Here is an 18,689-nt window from a genome sequence, read left to right on the forward strand (position 1 = left end):
CATGTTTAGATAAGTAGCCTGTACATCTCATTATTTTTACCCGTATGCTATACCTTAATACGGTAGTGGCAGGTAGTTGTGACCGTTAAGAAAAGTCACCGTCACGATAAATTATATTCACTTTACATTCTAACGACACAAGGCAAAGTATGCCGTTTTTTGCCGCAACCAATACTAGGCTTAATCATGCGAATCGCAATACTTTCAAGAAATCCGAAGCTTTATTCTACCCGCCGTTTAAAAGAGGCCGGCGAGCTCAGAGGTCATACTGTTGACGTAGTCGACACGATGCACTGTTACATGGATATCACCAGTAGCAACCCATCCGTTCGTTACAATGGTAAAAAGCTGCCGGTTTATGATGCAGTGATCCCACGCATTGGTGCCTCAGTGAGCTTTTACGGCACCTCGGTTGTTCGTCAGTTTGAAATGATGGGGACTTACAGTATTAACGAGTCGGTGGCAATCAGCCGCTCGCGGGACAAACTTCGTTCCTTACAGTTGCTCTCCCGGAAGGGTATCGGCATGCCCCGTACCGGCTTTGCTCACCACCCGGACAAAGTGGACGATGTCATTAAAAACGTTGGCGGCGCACCCGTGGTGATCAAATTACTGGAAGGTACTCAGGGGATCGGAGTCGTGCTGGCCGAAACACAAAAAACGGCAGAAGCTATGATTGAAGCCTTTATGGGCCTGAATGCCAGCATTCTGGTTCAGGAATACATCAAAGAAGCCGGTGGTGCAGACATCCGCTGCTTTGTCGTGGGTGGCAAAGTTATCGCAGCCATGAAACGCCAGGCCGCGCCGGGTGAGTTTCGCTCCAATCTGCACCGAGGAGGTTCCGCCAGCCTGGTTCGTCTGTCACCAACGGAGCGTAAAACCGCAATTGATGCGGCCAAAACCATGGGCTTAAATTGTTGTGGTGTGGATATCTTACGCTCGTCCAGAGGGCCGGTAGTGATGGAAGTTAATTCTTCACCGGGCCTGGAAGGCATTGAAAAAGCGACCAATAAAGACGTGGCCAGTATGATTATCGAGTTTATCGAGAAATCGGCTAAGCCCCACAGCACCAAAACGAAAGGAAAAGGTTGATGGCCAGCAAAGGGCTTGTTATTGGCGGTGAAACCATACTGCCAGGTGAAACGAAGAAGGTCGCGCTGGATATGCCACCTCTTTATACCGCTACGAGTATGAGTATTCCGGTTTACGTGAAGCGCGGGAAACGGTCGGGTCCTACGCTCTTCGTGAGTGCCGCTATCCATGGTGATGAGCTGAATGGTATTGAAATCATTGCACGACTCATCAAATCCCGGGCTATCGACAGGTTAAAAGGCACACTAATAGCAGTGCCAACCGTTAATGTTTACGGTGTGCTGAACCAGTCACGTTACTTACCGGACAGACGCGACCTGAACCGCAGCTTTCCAGGTAGCCGAAAAGGCAGTCTGGCCGGGCGTTTGGCGCATTTATTTTTTAATGAAGTGGTGAGCAAGTGTGATGTCGGTATCGACCTGCATACCGGCGCAATTCACCGCAGTAACTTACCGCAGATCCGCGCCGACCTGGACGACGAGGAAGTACTTGCTATGGCACAGGCATTTGGAGTGCCGGTACTGCTCAATGCCGATATTCGCGATGGTTCGTTACGCGCGACAGCCAGTGAAGCCGGGATCAAAATTCTGCTCTACGAAGCCGGTCAGGCCTTACGTTACGACGAGTTTTCCATTCGGGCCGGGGTAAAAGGTATTATTAACACCATGCGCCATCTGGGTATGCTCAATAAAAGCCGTGCGAAAAGCTTGCCGATTAAACCTTATATCGCCCGTTCCAGTGGCTGGGTTCGCGCCCCGGAAAGTGGCTTTATCAACCACCTGGCGCAACTGGGAGACCATGTGGAAAAAGGCGATAAGCTGGCTACCATTGCGGATTCTTACGGTCAGTTTCTGGGTACCCTCACCAGCCCAGCAGAGGGTGTGGTTATTGGTAAGCAAAATATTCCGTTAACCCAGGAAGGTGAGGCGATTTATCACATTGCCTATTTTAAAACCCCGGATACCGTGGCAGAACAGGTGGAAATGCTGCAGGACAATCTGATACCTAACGACTCAACGGTGACAATATAAATGAACAGAGCACATAAAACCAAACAGATGATTGGTGCCCTGGAATATGGCAACCTGCCAGAGCTGGGGATCACCAATTTAGTGATGCGGGTAGACACCGGCGCTGCTACGTCCTCTTTGCATGTGGATGATATCCAAGAGTTTGAACGCGATGGTGAACGCTGGATACGGTTTGATATTCATCCTGACATTCACGACGTGGAACGTACGGTAAGATGTGAAAGTAAAGTGCTCAGCCAGAAGAAAATTAAAAGCTCGACGGCCGATCGCCAGCGCCGCTATGTCATACGCACCCGGCTGGAGATGGGCTCGCGGGCATGGAAAATTAAACTCACACTGACCGACCGCTCTGAAATGACTTATTTAATGTTATTAGGCAGACAAGCTATGGTCGGCAAATTCTATGTCGACCCTGAATATGAGTTTATCCTGCCGGTACAACCATAACCATCAAGCAATACGCCAGCCTTAACGGTACCGAACCGGTAGCAGACTTCTTCGGCCGGTTCTTAGTTTTCAAGTGGTAATTCGCTGTTACCAGTTGTGCAGGAACAGACACCATCACCTATACTCTAGTAGTTAAGAATAGGGAACTGTGCTGCTCATGTATAAAATGGCGTTATTTATTATCGCTCTGATGGGTGTTTATCCAGCAGTGGTGCATGCCATGGAAATCGTTCGTATACCAACCTTTACCGTTCAGGATCCAATCATTGAATATCTTAATAAGCAGTTAGATCTGGCACTTGAGATAACTGAAGATGACTTTGGTCAGGTAGGGGTCGTGCATTTGAAAATTCCAATGGAAGAAGAACGTCAGTTACGAAATCTCAACCAAAATATAACGGATATTGCCTGGGCCACCTGTTCGGTAGCGCGTAATGAAAACTATCAGCCAGTGCTGATCCCACAAATCGCAGGCCTTTTTGGCATTCGCGTTAGCGTTATTCGTAAAGGTGACCAGCAATTATTGGAAATCAATGATATAGACACACTTAAGGACCTCATTGTAGTGCAGTCTCCAAAATGGCAAGACTATGACATCCTGGTCAATAACGGCTTTACTGTTCTGCCCTCAGATCGCTTTTCTGCCTACCGTGCGATTGAAGAAGGCCTGGCTGATTTCTACCCCAGAGGTATAGCAGAAGTCACAGACGAGATGCAGATGGCAAGTACAAAAGGTCTGACTGTAGCGCCTCATCATGCCTTACGCTATCCACTACTGTTTTTGGTTTATGTTAAAAAGGGCAATACGGCGCTGGCTGAAAGACTCACGCAGGGTTTTCAGCATAATCTGGAAAGCGGTACTTTTCAGAGCCTCATGCAATCCCAGCAATGGTTCAAGAGAGCGAAATCCATGCTGCAGGGGAGAACGTTTTTTGACCTTGAGAATAGAGATTCCCTGGGCGAGTGCCTGCAAGTTCAGGAACAACATAAATCATTACTGCAGGCCCCTTATGCCAATAATTAGATAGCCCAATGAAAAAGCAACCAAGGAGAAGGTTAATCCTAGGCGGCATGCTCGCTACCTGGTTATATATCGCCTCGAATAACTGCCTGGCACAGGCAGCCGCATTTGACGAGGTTACCAACATTAATATTCCTAATTATCAACCTGGAACCGGTGAATTTTATTTTTACATTAAAACCTTACTTAGCCTGGCTCTGGCGCAAACCGATAACCAGTTTGGCCCTGTAATACTGGTTACTGACTCCCAGATTGTTACTCAGGAAGCGCAATTTAAAGAATTGGCGCTTGGAATTACCGACATCACCTGGTCGATTACGACTATCAGACGAGAGCAACAGCATATTGCAGTGCGGGTGCCTTTAACAGCAGGCTTATTTGGTTATCGCGTAATGCTGGTACGAAAAAACGACCATCGTTTCGACGATCCGCTGTCTCTTGCCGCCCTCAAGGCCCTTACCGCGATTCAGGGAACCGGCTGGCCGGATAACAGCATACTCACTTATAACGGCTTTAAGTTGATAACAGACAGCTATGCCGACGCCTTTGAGAGCCTGAGCAACGGCAGGGCAGATTACTTTCCCCGCGCTGCTCATGAGGTTTTTGAAGAATTAGCAACCCGAACCTTCAAGGATCTGGTTATTGCCAGGGACATTACCCTGCAATACAACAATCCTATGTTTTTCTTCGTTACGAAGGACAAACCTGAGTTGGCCAAACGGTTGCTTAAAGGGTTGGAAATACTCGCTGCAAACGGCGACTTGTCCCGCTTGCTTACCTCTCAGCATTTCTATATCAGGGCTCGTAATTTGCTCGCAGGCAGAACCCTTATCAAGTTGGAGAATCCATTGCTATCGGAAGCCACCAAAGAAGCGACTGCACGCTACAATAGCCCGCTTGAGCACTTATTCTGAAGACAACTATTTGCCTGATGAGGCCGGAGGTTCGAGCTCAAGCTGAGAAGCAATCAAAACCGCCTGGGTGCGGTTATTGATACCCAGCTTCTTAAATATCGCCGTAACGTGAGCTTTCACTGTGGCCTCTGCGATATCAAGGTTATAGCCGATTTGCTTATTAAGAAGACCATCGCGCATATAACAAAGCACTTTGTACTGCGAGGGTGTCAGGCTCGACACTTTATCCGCCAGTTCTGAGAACGCTTCATCCACGTCTTCGAGCTTTTCGCTGATTGACTCAGGCAGCCAGATGTCACCGTCGAGGATCACTTCCACTGCTTTGGCTATATTATCCGCACTGGTAGTTTTGGGGATAAAGCCAAGCGCACCTACGCCAACAATTTTCGAAATTATGGTGGCGTCTTCGGTGCCGGAGACCACGGCTACGGGTAAATCGGGGTAGAGTTTGCGAATATGCAGCAAGCCGAACAGATCGTTACTGCCCGGCATATGTAAATCAAGTAACAACAGGTCGACATCTTCTTTTTCCAGAATCTCGGCCGTAGCAGTAAGGTCGCCAGCCTCGAGGATGGTGAGGTCTGGCAACGACAATGACAACGCTCCCTTTAGCGCATCGCGGTATAAAGGGTGATCATCGGCAATCAGCAGCGTTATCATTGTTACTCCGTTTACTTGTTAAGACGCTCCTCTATGAGTGTATCAACAACCGACGGATCCGCCAACGTCGACGTGTCGCCTAACTGCTCATGCTCATTAGCTGCAATCTTACGCAAGATACGACGCATGATTTTGCCTGAACGGGTTTTCGGCAGACCACGTGACCATTGAATCATATCCGGCGTTGCAATTGGGCTAAGTTCGGTACGTACCCAGGCACGAATTTCTTTAGTCAGCTCGTCATCCGGCTCAACACCTTCATTAGGCGTGATGTACACGTAGATACCCTGCCCCTTAATGTCGTGCGGATAACCCACTACGGCAGCTTCGGCCACTTTAGGGTGAGCAACCAGCGCACTTTCGATTTCTGCAGTACCTAAACGGTGGCCAGATACGTTAAGTACGTCATCTACCCGACCCGTGATCCAGTAGTAACCGTCTTCGTCGCGACGGGCACCGTCACCGGTAAAGTAAACGCCTTTATAGGCACTGAAGTACGTATTAATGAAACGCTCGTGGTCGCCATAAACCGTACGGGCCTGACTTGGCCAGCTTTCTTTAATCACCAGGTTACCTTCGCTGGCGCCGTCCAGTTCTTTACCTTCAGCGTCAAACAGCGCTGGTTGAATACCGAACATCGGGCGTGAAGCAGAACCTGGTTTAAGCGGTGTGGCACCAGGCAGTGGCGTAATCATCATACCGCCGGTTTCGGTTTGCCACCAGGTATCCATAATCGGACAACGGCTTTCACCAATAACACGGTAGTACCATTCCCAGGCTTCCGGGTTAATGGGCTCACCGACTGAACCTAACAGGCGCAGTGAAGACAGATCACAGCCTTCGACCGGCGCATTACCATGGGCCATCAGCGCACGAATTGCAGTAGGCGCAGTATACAGAGAGTTTACTTTGTACTTTTCAACAACCTGAGCAATCCGACGTACGTCCGGGTAAGTCGGTACACCTTCAAAGAATACCTGCGTCGCACCGTTAATCAGTGGTCCATAGGTCATGTAACTGTGGCCGGTGATCCAGCCCACATCGGCGGTACACCAGTAAATATCGTCTTCGCGGTAATCGAAGGCATATTTAAACGTCATTGCGGTATATAACAGGTAACCGCCGGTCGTGTGAACCACACCTTTAGGTGTGCCGGTAGAGCCTGACGTGTACAGAATAAACAGTGGGTCTTCTGCGTTCATGACTTCTGGCTCGCACTGCGCAGAGCAGTCCTCTACCAGCGCGTCCCACCACACATCCACACTGTCATTAAACGCAACATCGCCGCCCGTTAACCTGTGCACAATTACGTTAGTGATAGAAGGACAGGCCTCATTGGCCAGCGCCCGGTCAACGTTTGCTTTAAGCGGCACACTGCGGCCAGCACGACGCCCTTCGTCACAGGTAATGACCACCTTGGCACTGCTGTCGTTAATCCGGTCGGCAATGGCGTTTGGAGAGAAACCACCGAAGATGACTGAGTGCACCGCACCGATGCGCGCACAAGCCAGCATGGCGTAAGCCGCTTGTGGCACCATTGGCATATAAATGGCAACGCGGTCGCCCTTTTCAACACCCAGTTTTTTCAGGCCATTCGCCAGCTTACACACTTCATAATGCAATTGCTGGAAACTAATTTCATCACTGTCTTCAGGTGAATCGCCTTCCCAGAAAATGGCAGTTTTCTTGGCATTTTCGGCCAGGTGGCGATCAATACAGTTATAACTGGCGTTGATCTCACCATCTTCAAACCATTTAATTGAGACGTCATCGGCGCCGAAGTGAGTATTTTTTACTTTTGTAGGCTTAGTATACCAATCCAGCGTGCTGGCATGTTCGCCCCAAAACCCTTCAGGGTCTTCAACCGACTTCTTGTACATCTCGAAGTATTGCTCTTCAGTCAGGTGCGTAGATGCTTTGATGTCCTCTGGAACCGGGTATATCTTGCTGGCAGTCATTTGATGTGCCTCCAATTTTTTAATAAAAAGCAGTGATATTGTTGATAGATCAATGTAGCCGTTCCTGACCAAAGAAAAATGCGACTTTGGTCTTAGCGAAAGCGAAAATTCTATTTACTTACCACGTGTTACGACTTTCGTCTTATAGACCATCCGCTTATTTGCAATTGGTCTAAACTCATCCAAATTGTTATTCGTTAACTGTATTTTTACACTTTTTTTACCAATCATCCAATTCCTGGACAAATGGGACGAGAAACATGAAAACCACTATGAAAACAATCACCCGCGCAGTATCACTGTCTGTAGCTGGCTTTGCGGTAGCTTCTGCCAACGCTGCTACCATTGGCTCAACAGACGTTAAATACACCGGCTACATCAAAGTAGATGGCATCTACAGTGACTACTCTAACGGCGAAGGCCACCCTCTGAACCGGGATTTTTACGTGCCTTCCACCATTGCAGTTGGCGAATCTGATGATGATATTGGCGGCCGCTTCGACGGTCACGCCAGACAATCACGCTTTCGTTTAACCACCAACACGCCGGTAGATGACGGTGACAGCATCACAGGTGTACTGGAATTTGATTTCATGGTAACTAAAGGTGACTACGATAACGAGCGGATTTCTAATTCTTATCTGCCCCGTATGCGCCACGCCTTCTTAAAATACAAAAACTGGTTAGTGGGCCAAACCTGGACCACCTTTATGGACGTAGGCGCATTACCTGAGTCACTGGACTTTATTGGTACTACCGATGGTATTATATTTGGTCGCCAGGTAATGGTACGTTATTCACAAAACGGCTTTGATTTTGCACTTGAGAATCCGGAAACCACGGTAGTTGGTGTGGGGGCAACAGATGACAACTCAGTACCAGACGTAATTGGTGCCTACACGCACAAAGCTGACTGGGGTCACGTGAAAGTAGCCGCTATCTTACGCCAGTTATCCTATGAAGTCGGCGGTATTGATGCATCCGACACCGGTATGGGGGTATCGATTACTTCAAAAGTGAAGTTAAGCGATACCGACGACCTGCGTTTCACTTTCTTTACTGGTAGCGGCCTCGGTCGTTACGCTGCACTTAATGCCGCACAGGGCGCCGTATATAACGAAGAAACCGGTAGCCTGGACGCAATTGACTCCACCGGTTATGGTGTGGCTTATCGCCATATGTGGACCGACAAAGCCCGTTCCAGCATTATGTTTTCAGCTTTTGATGCCGATGCTGAGCAAGTTACTGAGGTCACCATGGGTGATTACACTGACAAGACCTACAGTGCCCGCGTGAACTATATTTACTCCATGACCAAAACCGTGACGGTAGGCGCTGAATATGCATACGCGAAGCGTGAAACCGATGCAGGTCTTGAAGGTGATATGAATCGCGTGCAATTTTCTGCGAAGTACGCTTTTTAAGACTACACTTAATCGGGCAGCGTGTGCATGCTGCCAGTTGTGTAAAGTTGTTCCCAAGTTGGCCACATTGATTGTGGCCTTTTTTATGGTAGCTTGAATCCGGACAGTAATAAAAAGCCGAAAGGCAACGCAAAAAAAACACTCAGAATATACACCAGGCCCAGTACCTTATGTTTGGCAACCCGGTTAGCCAGCAAGCCAGACAGGAGCGGCGGGATTTCCCTTAACCAGGGCAATCCAAAAATCAACAGCACTGCCAGCAGGTTATAGACAAAATGCACCAACGCGATTTGTAGAGCGGGTTCTGCCATGAGTCCACTGACTCCAAGCGCTGCAATAATGGCCGTAATACAGGTGCCAATATTAGCTCCCAGCGTAAATGGATAAATGTCCCTGGCGGTGAGTGCGCCGCTGCCGACCAACGGCACCATCAATGACGTGGTGGTTGACGAAGACTGTACCAACACCGTTACCGCAGTGCCGGAAGCAATGCCGGAAACCGGGCCTCGGCCAATACTGCTGTAAAGCATAGTTTTGGCCCGGCCGACCATCAGTGCTTTCATAATTTTACCCAGATAGGTAATGGAAACAATGATCAGACATATCCCTGCCACAATCATCACCGCCCCGGCGTAGCCCGAGGATAAGCCCGACAGCATCGACTCCAGTTGCTGGCTTACCGGCGAGGTAACCGCTTTAATAGGATTAAATCCGCTCACCTCCAGCACCTCATCGCTGTGCATCCAACTAACGAGTACACCACTGATTTTCTCCAGCAGATGAAACGTGATTTCCAGCGGCAGGAAGATAATCACCGCCATCAGATTGAAAATGTCATGAATTGTGGCGGCCTGAAAGGCCTTACGGTATTCATCGGTATTTTTAATATGCCCCATACTGACGATAGTATTGGTAATACTGGTGCCAACATTTGCCCCCATCATCATGGGCACCGCCAATGTTATCGGTAACCCACCGGCGACCATCGCCACGATAATCGACGTGACGGTACTGGACGACTGAATTAACGCCGTAGCAAGAATACCAATAATTAAACCGGTAACGGGATTTTCGGCAAACTGAAAGAGCGACTCTGCATGGCCAGCGGTCATCGCCTGAAAGCCATTACCGATGACCGAGACGGCAACCAGCATCAGGTATATAAGCCCCAGTAATACCACCCACTGATGACGGTTTGGTTGAGGTGCAGCGCCCGCCTGGGTGCCTAAAGGAAGTGATGTTGTCGACATAAACTGAAAGTGGAAAGTAAACCAACCTCCAGTCTATGGACGTTACATGACAAATCGATGAAGGGGTAAGACGCCCTAGAAAGGCATGGGATAGCGCTTGATCACCTGGTTGATTTGTTTTTTAGTATCTTCTGACAGGTCTATTTCAAATGCTTCAATATTGTCTTTAAGCTGCGCCACACTGGTTGCGCCAATAATAGTGGATGTAACACCGGGGACCTGCTTACACCAGGCCAGCGCCAGCTGCGCAGGGGTAATGTTTGCGCGTTCAGCAATTTCCAGATAACGGGCGGTTGCTTCGTGTGCCTCGGTGGTATTTCTGAATAACCCCTGACGCTGCACGAAGGTCCAGCGACTGCCCTTAGGACGCTCATCATTTAAATATTTGCCAGTCAGTAATCCGGTCGCCAGTGGCGACCAGGGCAGGTAAGCAATGTTTTCAAAAACGCAGGTTTCAATCAGATAAGGCCAGTCTTTTAAATGTAACAGGCTAAACTCATTCTGAATGGAGACCGGCTTGGGTACACCCATTTCCTGGCACAGGTTTAAAAACGTATGGATCCCCCACGGGGTGTCATCCGAAAGCCCCCAATGACGTATTTTTCCGGCATCAATGGCCTCGCCAATTCCTTTAACAATATCACGCATACCTTCGCGCTCGCGCTCAACATCGGTATCCTGAGGGTTGGTGCGCCACGGCCAGTGTTTGGCAAAATGTGGCGAGGTACGGTTTGGCCAGTGCAACTGGTACACATCCACATAACCCGTTTGCAGCCGCTTCAGAGATTCATCCAGCGCCATCGCAATAGTCTTACTGCTGATAGGACTGGCATCACGGATGTAAGCCAGGCCACTGCCAGCAATCTTGGTCATCAGCACCAGCTTATCTCGTTTATCCTGATGGGCTGCCAGCCAGTTACCGATAAAACGCTCGGTATCTGCGTAGGTCGCTTCGTTAGGCGGAATAGGATACATTTCGGCAGTGTCGATAAAGTTAATGCCGCAATCGACCGCGTAATCTAACTGGTCGTTGGCATCCTGCTGCGTATTCTGGATGCCAAAGGTCATGGTGCCGAGGCAAATTTCCGATACCTGTAAATCGCTACTACCTAGTTGATTAAATTGCATTTCTGCCCTCTTAAAAATGTTATGGAGCCACTTCTGCGGACTTGGGTTCAGTCGCTTCCAACTTAGCCAGTCGCCGCTCAATTTGCCGGCGGCTTTCGACCATTTCATTGGCCAGTGCAGCCAGCGAGCGAAACTCCGAAAATCCCAGTTGCTTTGGGTCTATACGTTGATATTGCCGTTTACAGCGATAAAAAAACAGTACGAAGTTAGCAAAAGACCGATGAAATGAGGCAAAACTTTTGACCAGTAACAAAATTAGTGCGACTGACGTCAGTAGGGCAATAGCTGTGCTATACACTGCAGCCTGCTTTTTATGCGATGCCAGCACCGGTTGCAATGCATTATCCAACACTTCCAGATCATCTTCTACCTGGTGTGCCAGGTCGCGGAATTCACCGCGCAATCCTTGTTGTTCACTAAGTCCGATTTGCTTTTTCACTCGGGCAAGACGGTTAACCTGCTGGCGGAAATCAATCAACAGGCTTTCCACGTCAGCCGGTAATGGCTGATCATCGAAAATGATTGTCAACGTTTGTCTGAGTGTTTCCAGCGTATTCGTGTTTGCGGTGAGTTGATAATCGGCAGCCAGATAAGTCGCCCGACCGATTTGATTTACCAAGGCTGGCGCAAAACCTTCGACTCTGGAATATAACGACATGGAAAGCTGTCGAAGTTCGCCGTTAATACCCGTGTCAGCCGTGAGTCCGTACACTTCCATCAATTGCGTCAACTGGTAAAAATGGCGTGCATAGAGCTCACTGTTTACCGCGATATCACTAACCAGGTTAGTTGGTAATTCATACTGGCTAATAACACCATCGAGACTATTAACAGTGGAGATAAAACGTTGGTATTGTTCACGAAACTGCTCAAGGTAGCGACGGTCATGGCGCAATAAAAAGTCTTTTTCGTGACGCCGTAATTGCAGTAAGTCGGCTTGCATTTGCTGTAGCGCTACATTCTGCTCATTCAGCGTACTTAACTTCTGACCAAAGTAGTGCTGGTTAATGGTCATTAACCCCATACCCAGCACACATAAAGTTGTCATCAGAAGTAACCGGGACTTAATTGAATCCCATTTCATCGCATCACCTCGTCGGCAAATAAAGCCCGACGCTACCCCAGATTGATGACGTTTATATGAAGAATTAGTTAGCCTATTGAGGCTACCCTTAAATCATTTTTGAGTAGATGACGGAGAATTAAAATTGGAGACATAACAAACGCTCCAGAAAGCATTGTGATTTCGCACTTTTTGAATGTTACTTTTATAGGTAAACAGTCAGGGCAAGATCGCGAGCACTATTTGATCAATTTTAGCTGTTAGTTGACGATCGAATCTGGTTATGATCATATGCTCTCTTTTTGGGAGCAGCATAATGTCACTTGCCCTTTTCGCTAGTCATTTTCACACGATAGATGAACCTCGCCAAGCTAGCAAAATCACCTATCCTCTTTTCGACGTACTGTTCTTAACTGTCGCGGCGGTTATTGCTGGCGCAGAAGGTTGGGAAGATTGAAGACTTTGGTCACTGTCACCTGAATTGGCTCAAACAGCATGGCGATTTTAGTCTGGGCATTCCTGTTCACGATACCATTGCTTGAGTTAATTAAATTAAGTGGGAAACAAGATGTCTTAACGGATTAATTAGTTACTGGCCGCACACAACGATACGGCTTTGTTCTTACTAATGTTAATTCTAAACAGAACAGTTTCTTCTGAACGAGAAATACGGCCAGTCAAAGATCACATTGAGGAAGGTTGGGGAAAGCTCTTGATGAGTCATACAACGAGAACCAAGCTCATTATCGAAGCGTTTACAAAGCTTACCTGGTTGCTTGTTTCAATTGTTCTAATAATATCAATCTTTAGGTAGGAAATACGATGCAAGATCGTAAGCAGCGAATCAAGTACTTGAAGTTAGCGGCTGATGGTATAAACCCACTGTCTGAGAAAGGTCCACAAAGCACTACTGATGCAGCAGATTTCTTGAAAAAGCTTCAAAATGAAGGTTTGGTCATATTTACACCAAATAGGAAACAAAATTCTAGTAGTGGTTTAGAAATAACTGATACTGGCCATAAAAGGCTAGATGAAATGAATAGGTCCAGATACCCCGATTGGCTTAAGTGGGGAGCACTTTCAGCTATTGTAGCCGCTGTGGCATTACTTATTGGTCTCGGTATCTGATGGGAAAAAGAAACATCATGGAAGTTCATCCTGATATAGCATATTCGATAAGAAATCGAGCAAAAGCAATAGACAGTATCCCTATTAAAATAATAGATCGGGAAGAGCGATTGCTTTCGAAAATACAGAGAAGCAAGAAAAACTCAATTGGCAAGCTTGTTTCTCTTTATGACTTTATGTACGAACTAACTTCATCGTTTAGTCATTTAACACCGTGTAAAAATGGTTGCTCTTATTGCTGCAATATCAGAGTGGACGTTTCTGAGTTGGAGTTATCCTTAATAAAAAGTAAAGCTTCAAAATCGTTTAAACGCGCTAAGCGAAATAATAAAATTGGGCAGCCATGCCCGTTCTTGGTAAATGATTCGTGTTCGGTTTATGAAGTTAGACCTTTTCAGTGCCGTAAACACAATGTATTTACGCCTACGAGTGAATTGTGTGCAACTGACAGTCAGTTAGGAGCGCAGTTGCTGAAATTTACTGAGGTAGAGGCTTCTTACTCCGCTATTTTGACTGAGAATAATAGTAAGCAACCGAAAGATATCAGAGAGTACTTTCGAGACGATAACACTTTTATTTTTTAATAGGAAAAATTGACGATGGAATCTAAGGCAAAAAATAAGTTAGACAAGCCTTGTTTTGAAAGTCTGGGTAACCTGCCTCCGGCAGGTTACCGAGCAAAACTGGAAAACTCTAATTTAGAACTGTCCCATTAAAGGGGAAGTGGACAAATAGACTTTATAGCAGGCTCAGGTGAAGAACTGGTGCACCTGGCAGAAGAGAGCTGATAATGGCTTTTGCTTAGAAGATGAAGACAAAATCACAGCGTTACTGAAGTAATTTGTAAGTAAAGATAGAATGCAAACCCAAACTTTTAATTTACCCACTGAATCGGTCTTCACCAACAGGAATAACTTAAAATCTACAGAAAGCGCAACGCAGACAGAACATAAAAAAGGACCTGTGATAGGTCCTTTATACTTTATAGCAATATACGACGTTTTACAGTGGTCTTAACTCGGCCCAAGTTGTTAATATGGCTCTGTTATGCGCGCGTATCAATCGGTAGAAGTACCCTTTAGGAACAATGCCCCCCAGGCTATCCTGCTTCTCATTAAAGCGTCGAGACACTTTTGCGTGGGACAAAGATACCCAACTGGAAGTTGAAGGATCTCTTACTTGAAAAGTAAGCGTATCTTGCCCCTCGCTCCCGCCATTTTGAGCTACTCGCACAGCAACCGCAATCGTTCCATCTGTTGTGTTTTCGTACTCCGTTGAAAAGCCTCTGTTTACTGTCGTCCAAATCCGCTCTGAGTCACCTGTAATACCATCAAGAACGTCCTGTTGTTCTTCAATCGTATCTTGCAGGGAGGCTATTAGCGATTGTGTTTGAGCTAATTGCTCTTGCAGCGCTGCAATAGCCGCGGCATTCCCCCCGACAGAGGGACGCGTTTGAGCGTAAGCACTCCCTGCTAAAAGCAAAGAAAGGGCAATAGCGGAAAATGAATAATTGATTTTGATTTTTTTCATACCTGTTTCCTCAAAGATTATTATGTAGTGAATACTGACGTGAACGTCGACGCCTTATAATTAGAAGTGTCGTGAAGAATGCCGCAGTGAAAAATACTGTTGTTGATGGCTCAGGAACTGCCGTAGATTCAATATTGGTGAACACTCCACCGATGCTGTAGGTAGTGTTAATGTCCCCATCATCGAGACTTCCCAGGCGAACGGTATTAAACACTGAATCTGTGCTAATGACCCCCAAAAAGAACTCCAAGCCATTATCCGGTAACACAGAGACTTTGCTGGAAGCGTCAATACCAAATGTTTGTCCTGCAAGTGAAATGAACAACTCGCCATCTAATGGGGTATCAGATAGACTCAGGCTCAAACCAAATGCGTTGGTAGCAACATCCAGACCAAAATCAATGACATCTAAGGAGTCCAGGAAAGGCCCCCATGTTGTGATCAGTGAATTTGTCCCAGGTGTCGCATCAAACGAATCGGTAATGGCAAAATCAATCGTCGGGTCGTTAAGACTATAGGTAATGCCATTAAAGCTATCACCATTAGCAATAAAAGTACCGGCTGGTTGACTATCAAAATCCTCCACAACCAAACCAGCTCCGACGTCATTTTGAAATAACGTCGGGTCAGAGTAGAAAATTACCCCTGCATGTGAAACGCAGGGAACGGATAAGGAAAACATAACAGCAGCAGCTGTATTCTTAAGAAACATCTAAAACTCCTTAAAGAAAGAAGCCGACGAATCAACTCTGTTTGCTATCGTATTTGACGCACACCCAGACAGACCTTATACTACCGTATTGTCTTAGGGCTTTCCTTAGCGGAAAGGTCAAGGCGATAACCTTAAGTGCTGTTTCATCAGCGACTTTACAGGTGTGCGGGACATAGAGATCTGTTTGACGACCGAAGCTCTATGCTTCCGCTTCTTATGTTAACCGTGCTAGTAATTAAACTAACGCTACGATGCCAAGAGAATTATTAGAACCCTCTTTGGCTCTTTCAGACTAACGGCAAATATCTAATTGTCAACAGCGCCATTACACGCCAAAAGTCGCTAATAATTGAGTAAAATCAAGTGAAAATTCTGTTGGTGTCAGATTTTTTTACTTTTTTACGATAAGCATCTCTTCGTAATTAAATTACATAAACAAGGGAGTTTTTGTCGCCGATAAAGCGCTCCAACGTAATTTAACAAGATAATACTCATCACAACTTGCAGCTCTTGCACCCTATTGGGGCGTAAATCAGCTCTTGCACCCCCTTTGAGCGTAAATTATACTTTACATTTGCAGTATTTTTGCAAAAAATAAAAATAACTATTAGTTATGCTTTCTTTTAATGTATTCACGCAGGGAATTCTGGTGATAAACGCGAGTGATGTTGAGAGGGGAGAGCGGCTAATTCGCCACTCAGCGGTGCATTCGCGCCCCTTTATTCATTAGGTTAGTTGTAAGAATAAATTTTACAGGAGGACAGGCAGGAAACATGGCGCTTAAATTAGTACTACTGCTTGCAGGTAAACAGCATATTGCGCCCCACATTACTCCAATCCCAGTTACTAGCCGTCCCATCTATTCCTGAGGCCGATAGCTGTGGTAAAAAGGTCAACCCCGTTAGCTGCTCTAGACTTGCCAGAGAAATGACTCGCCCTTTAATATAGTCTTGAGCTTCCGCTTTTTTGCTACCGTGTCGAGCATCGCTGTTTTCCAGTGTTATTGCTGTAACTACGTAACGGCCCGCCGACAACTGACGATAAATAACCTTAAAAAAGCATCCGCTATAGCAACGTTACGTTTACCATTATTACTAACCATCCTCGCAACCTGGCTATCCGCATCCCGCTTTCCGTCATGGTCGGAATCATAGATTCCTCCACTTATTACGTAAATTTCCCCGTAATCGTAAGCCCAATTGGGTTCATCCCGTTCGGACATCGTAGCAATTTCTTCACCATTTTCTTCGAGACGATAAAAAGTACATTTATTGAATTCAACATCTCCAAAACTAGTAATGCTTACGAGCCAATCAATTATATCTGCTGGGCCTAGACTTAGGGAAATGGGATGGACTCCCCTCACAATCGGCATCGATGTGCCATTATTAAGGTGAATATCGTTAATCAATGAGGAGAGTCCTATGACGATTATGCGTATTTGGGTGGATTTAGCCAAGAATGTATACCGACAGGCCATTCTACCAGCATGTAAAAGCAGGGGATTTACCTTCCTAAATTGGTCTGTTCGAGGAAATATTTATCGTATCAGAAAAGGTAAGGTGCATGTCCAATGGTAAGGATGAGGTGATTGCCGAGCCTGGCACCGTAGCGTCACTACCGCGTGATAATCAGCACGGTTTCTGAACCCCCTATGACGAGCCAGCTCAGTTACTGGTATTGGTTGCGTGCGGTCACTTTCAGGAGTTTTTTGGTGCCGTTGAGGATACGGTGATGGCATCCGGTGCTAAATGTCCCCCAGGACATCGGTGCTATTATTGGCCAGGAAGCCGCAAAGAAAGGCATTATGATCGATATGTCTGCCTTGCCTCCCTCAGCACTGGCTTTATTGCCACCACCGCAATAGTAATGGATGTGATCAGAAATGCCCACACATCCCCCACGTCATCCCGCAAGCTATAGAGCGGGGACCTCCCTGCCTGATATCGTAGAGTTAAAACGTGTTTTGCTGATGAAGTTGTTACAGGCCAGACAGCCTTTGAAGGAGATCTCGGATATACGCGGCGCGAATTCCGGGATGGTCTCACAATAGATGCTCTTTCTTCGGGCATAAAAAAAGGCCGCGTAAGCGACCTTTTTTGGGTACGGTGTTAATCGTCGATATTAATCGATGATTTTAGATACAACACCAGCACCTACTGTACGACCACCTTCACGGATTGCGAAGCGCAGACCTTCGTCCATCGCGATTGGTGCAATCAGTTCAACTTCGAACTTCAGGTTGTCGCCAGGCATTACCATTTCAACGCCTTCTGGCAGTTGAACAGCACCGGTTACGTCAGTGGTACGGAAGTAGAACTGTGGACGGTAACCTTTGAAGAATGGCGTGTGACGACCACCTTCATCTTTAGACAGTACATATACTTCCGCTTCAAACTTGGTATGTGGCGTGATTGAACCAGGCTTAGCCAGTACTTGTCCGCGCTCTACATCGTCACGCTTAGTACCACGTAACAGAACACCAACGTTCTCACCTGCACGACCTTCGTCAAGCAGCTTACGGAACATTTCAACACCAGTACAAGTCGTTTTAGTTGTATCTTTGATACCAACGATTTCTACTTCTTCACCTACTTTAACGATACCTTGCTCAACACGACCCGTTACAACAGTACCACGGCCTGAGATTGAGAATACGTCTTCGATTGGCAGGATGAACGGTTTATCGATGTCACGCTCTGGCTCTGGGATGTATGAATCCAGGGCTTCACCTAACTCAACAATTTTCGCTTCCCACGCTGCATCGCCTTCAAGGGCTTTCAGTGCTGAACCTTGAATTACTGGCAGGTCATCACCTGGGAAATCGTACTCTGATAACAGTTCACGAACTTCCATTTCAACCAGCTCAAGCAGCTCTTCGTCATCAACCATGTCACATTTGTTCATGAATACGATGATGTAAGGTACGCCTACCTGACGACCTAACAGGATGTGCTCACGAGTCTGAGGCATAGGGCCGTCAGTTGCAGCAACTACCAGGATCGCGCCGTCCATCTGAGCCGCACCGGTGATCATGTTTTTAACATAGTCAGCGTGTCCAGGACAGTCTACGTGAGCGTAGTGACGAGTTGGAGTGTCATATTCTACGTGTGAAGTAGAGATGGTGATACCACGTGCTTTTTCTTCAGGCGCGTTATCGATTTGATCAAACGCTTGAGCAGAACCACCGTAAGTCTTTGCAAGAACAGTAGTGATTGCTGCAGTCAGAGTGGTTTTACCGTGGTCAACGTGGCCGATAGTACCCACGTTTACATGGGGTTTCGAACGTTCAAACTTTTCTTTTGCCATTTTTCTAATATCCCAGCAAAGT

At 46.8% G+C, this 18,689-nt stretch carries 18 protein-coding genes and 1 pseudogene; 10 read left to right on the top strand and 9 right to left on the bottom strand.

Translation table 11 applies throughout. The annotated features are described in order from the left end of the window. Nucleotides 1-186 precede the first annotated feature (186 nt). From rimK to AC2T0J_RS04480, 5 genes are all read left to right on the top strand, one after another. The gene (gene rimK, locus AC2T0J_RS04460; protein WP_489808967.1) at nt 187-1,092 is read left to right on the top strand and encodes a 30S ribosomal protein S6--L-glutamate ligase; all 906 of its coding nucleotides are present in this window, start codon (nt 187-189) and stop codon (nt 1,090-1,092) included. Next, the gene (locus AC2T0J_RS04465; protein WP_489808968.1) at nt 1,092-2,123 is read left to right on the top strand and encodes a succinylglutamate desuccinylase/aspartoacylase family protein; all 1,032 of its coding nucleotides are present in this window, start codon (nt 1,092-1,094) and stop codon (nt 2,121-2,123) included. The genes rimK and AC2T0J_RS04465 overlap by 1 nt, the downstream gene beginning before the upstream one ends. Next, nucleotides 2,124-2,570 (top strand): ATP-dependent zinc protease family protein, encoded by a 447-nt coding sequence (locus tag AC2T0J_RS04470; RefSeq protein ID WP_489808969.1) that lies wholly within the window; start codon nt 2,124-2,126, stop codon nt 2,568-2,570. Between the two features lie 157 nt (nt 2,571-2,727). Continuing rightward, nucleotides 2,728-3,594 carry a type 2 periplasmic-binding domain-containing protein gene (locus tag AC2T0J_RS04475; protein ID WP_489808970.1) on the top strand — a complete coding sequence of 289 codons (867 nt, stop codon included), beginning with the start codon at nt 2,728-2,730 and terminating at the stop codon, nt 3,592-3,594. 8 nt (nt 3,595-3,602) lie between these two features. Then, nucleotides 3,603-4,505, top strand: a complete 903-nt coding sequence (locus AC2T0J_RS04480) for a hypothetical protein (protein ID WP_489808971.1) — start codon at nt 3,603-3,605, stop codon at nt 4,503-4,505. Between the two features lie 6 nt (nt 4,506-4,511). Here the strand turns inward: AC2T0J_RS04480 and AC2T0J_RS04485 are convergent, their stop codons facing one another. Then, nucleotides 4,512-5,165, bottom strand: a complete 654-nt coding sequence (locus AC2T0J_RS04485) for a response regulator transcription factor (protein ID WP_489808972.1) — start codon at nt 5,163-5,165, stop codon at nt 4,512-4,514. Nucleotides 5,166-5,176: 11 nt separating this feature from the next. Then, nucleotides 5,177-7,123 carry an acetate--CoA ligase gene (gene acs, locus AC2T0J_RS04490; protein WP_489808973.1) on the bottom strand — a complete coding sequence of 649 codons (1,947 nt, stop codon included), beginning with the start codon at nt 7,121-7,123 and terminating at the stop codon, nt 5,177-5,179. Between the two features lie 260 nt (nt 7,124-7,383). Here acs and AC2T0J_RS04495 point away from each other — a divergent pair, with 260 nt between their 5' ends. Continuing rightward, a complete protein-coding gene (locus AC2T0J_RS04495; protein WP_489808974.1) occupies nt 7,384-8,547 on the top strand; it encodes a DcaP family trimeric outer membrane transporter in 1,164 nt (387 codons plus the stop codon). Between the two features lie 83 nt (nt 8,548-8,630). On the opposite strand, the gene AC2T0J_RS04500 is transcribed toward AC2T0J_RS04495, so the two are convergent. The 3 genes from AC2T0J_RS04500 to AC2T0J_RS04510 all read right to left on the bottom strand — a co-directional run bounded on the left by AC2T0J_RS04500 (nt 8,631) and on the right by AC2T0J_RS04510 (nt 12,009). Next, complete coding sequence (locus AC2T0J_RS04500) at nt 8,631-9,797, bottom strand: Na/Pi symporter (RefSeq protein ID WP_489808975.1); 1,167 nt, start codon at nt 9,795-9,797, stop codon at nt 8,631-8,633. 75 nt (nt 9,798-9,872) lie between these two features. Further along, a complete protein-coding gene (locus AC2T0J_RS04505) occupies nt 9,873-10,925 on the bottom strand; it encodes an aldo/keto reductase (RefSeq protein ID WP_489808976.1) in 1,053 nt (350 codons plus the stop codon). Nucleotides 10,926-10,944: 19 nt separating this feature from the next. Beyond that, nucleotides 10,945-12,009 carry a chemotaxis protein gene (locus tag AC2T0J_RS04510; protein ID WP_489808977.1) on the bottom strand — a complete coding sequence of 355 codons (1,065 nt, stop codon included), beginning with the start codon at nt 12,007-12,009 and terminating at the stop codon, nt 10,945-10,947. A gap of 295 nt (nt 12,010-12,304) precedes the next feature. On the opposite strand from AC2T0J_RS04510, the pseudogene AC2T0J_RS04515 reads away from it, so the two are divergent. The 3 genes and pseudogenes from AC2T0J_RS04515 to AC2T0J_RS04525 form a co-directional block, all read left to right on the top strand. Then, nucleotides 12,305-12,527: pseudogene (locus tag AC2T0J_RS04515) on the top strand (transposase family protein); the annotation flags it as partial. Between the two features lie 283 nt (nt 12,528-12,810). After that, on the top strand, nt 12,811-13,116 hold the full coding sequence (locus tag AC2T0J_RS04520; protein WP_489808978.1) for a hypothetical protein: 306 nt from the start codon (nt 12,811-12,813) through the stop codon (nt 13,114-13,116). Between the two features lie 17 nt (nt 13,117-13,133). After that, nucleotides 13,134-13,700, top strand: coding sequence for a YkgJ family cysteine cluster protein (locus tag AC2T0J_RS04525; RefSeq protein WP_489808979.1), 567 nt, complete (start codon nt 13,134-13,136; stop codon nt 13,698-13,700). A 418-nt stretch (nt 13,701-14,118) separates the two neighbouring features. On the opposite strand, the gene AC2T0J_RS04530 is transcribed toward AC2T0J_RS04525, so the two are convergent. The 3 genes from AC2T0J_RS04530 to AC2T0J_RS04540 all read right to left on the bottom strand — a co-directional run bounded on the left by AC2T0J_RS04530 (nt 14,119) and on the right by AC2T0J_RS04540 (nt 16,769). After that, nucleotides 14,119-14,646, bottom strand: a complete 528-nt coding sequence (locus tag AC2T0J_RS04530; protein ID WP_489808980.1) for a hypothetical protein — start codon at nt 14,644-14,646, stop codon at nt 14,119-14,121. 10 nt (nt 14,647-14,656) lie between these two features. Continuing rightward, nucleotides 14,657-15,358, bottom strand: coding sequence for a PEP-CTERM sorting domain-containing protein (locus tag AC2T0J_RS04535; protein WP_489808981.1), 702 nt, complete (start codon nt 15,356-15,358; stop codon nt 14,657-14,659). Between the two features lie 1,012 nt (nt 15,359-16,370). Beyond that, a complete protein-coding gene (locus AC2T0J_RS04540) occupies nt 16,371-16,769 on the bottom strand; it encodes a hypothetical protein (protein WP_489808982.1) in 399 nt (132 codons plus the stop codon). Nucleotides 16,770-17,102: 333 nt separating this feature from the next. On the opposite strand from AC2T0J_RS04540, the gene AC2T0J_RS04545 reads away from it, so the two are divergent. Continuing rightward, nucleotides 17,103-17,225 (top strand): hypothetical protein, encoded by a 123-nt coding sequence (locus AC2T0J_RS04545; RefSeq protein WP_489808983.1) that lies wholly within the window; start codon nt 17,103-17,105, stop codon nt 17,223-17,225. Nucleotides 17,226-17,482: 257 nt separating this feature from the next. On the opposite strand, the gene tuf is transcribed toward AC2T0J_RS04545, so the two are convergent. Further along, the gene (tuf, locus tag AC2T0J_RS04550) at nt 17,483-18,667 is read right to left on the bottom strand and encodes an elongation factor Tu (RefSeq protein WP_489808647.1); all 1,185 of its coding nucleotides are present in this window, start codon (nt 18,665-18,667) and stop codon (nt 17,483-17,485) included. Nucleotides 18,668-18,689 lie beyond the last annotated feature (22 nt).

The organism is Alteromonas sp. ISO5, assembly GCF_058105165.1.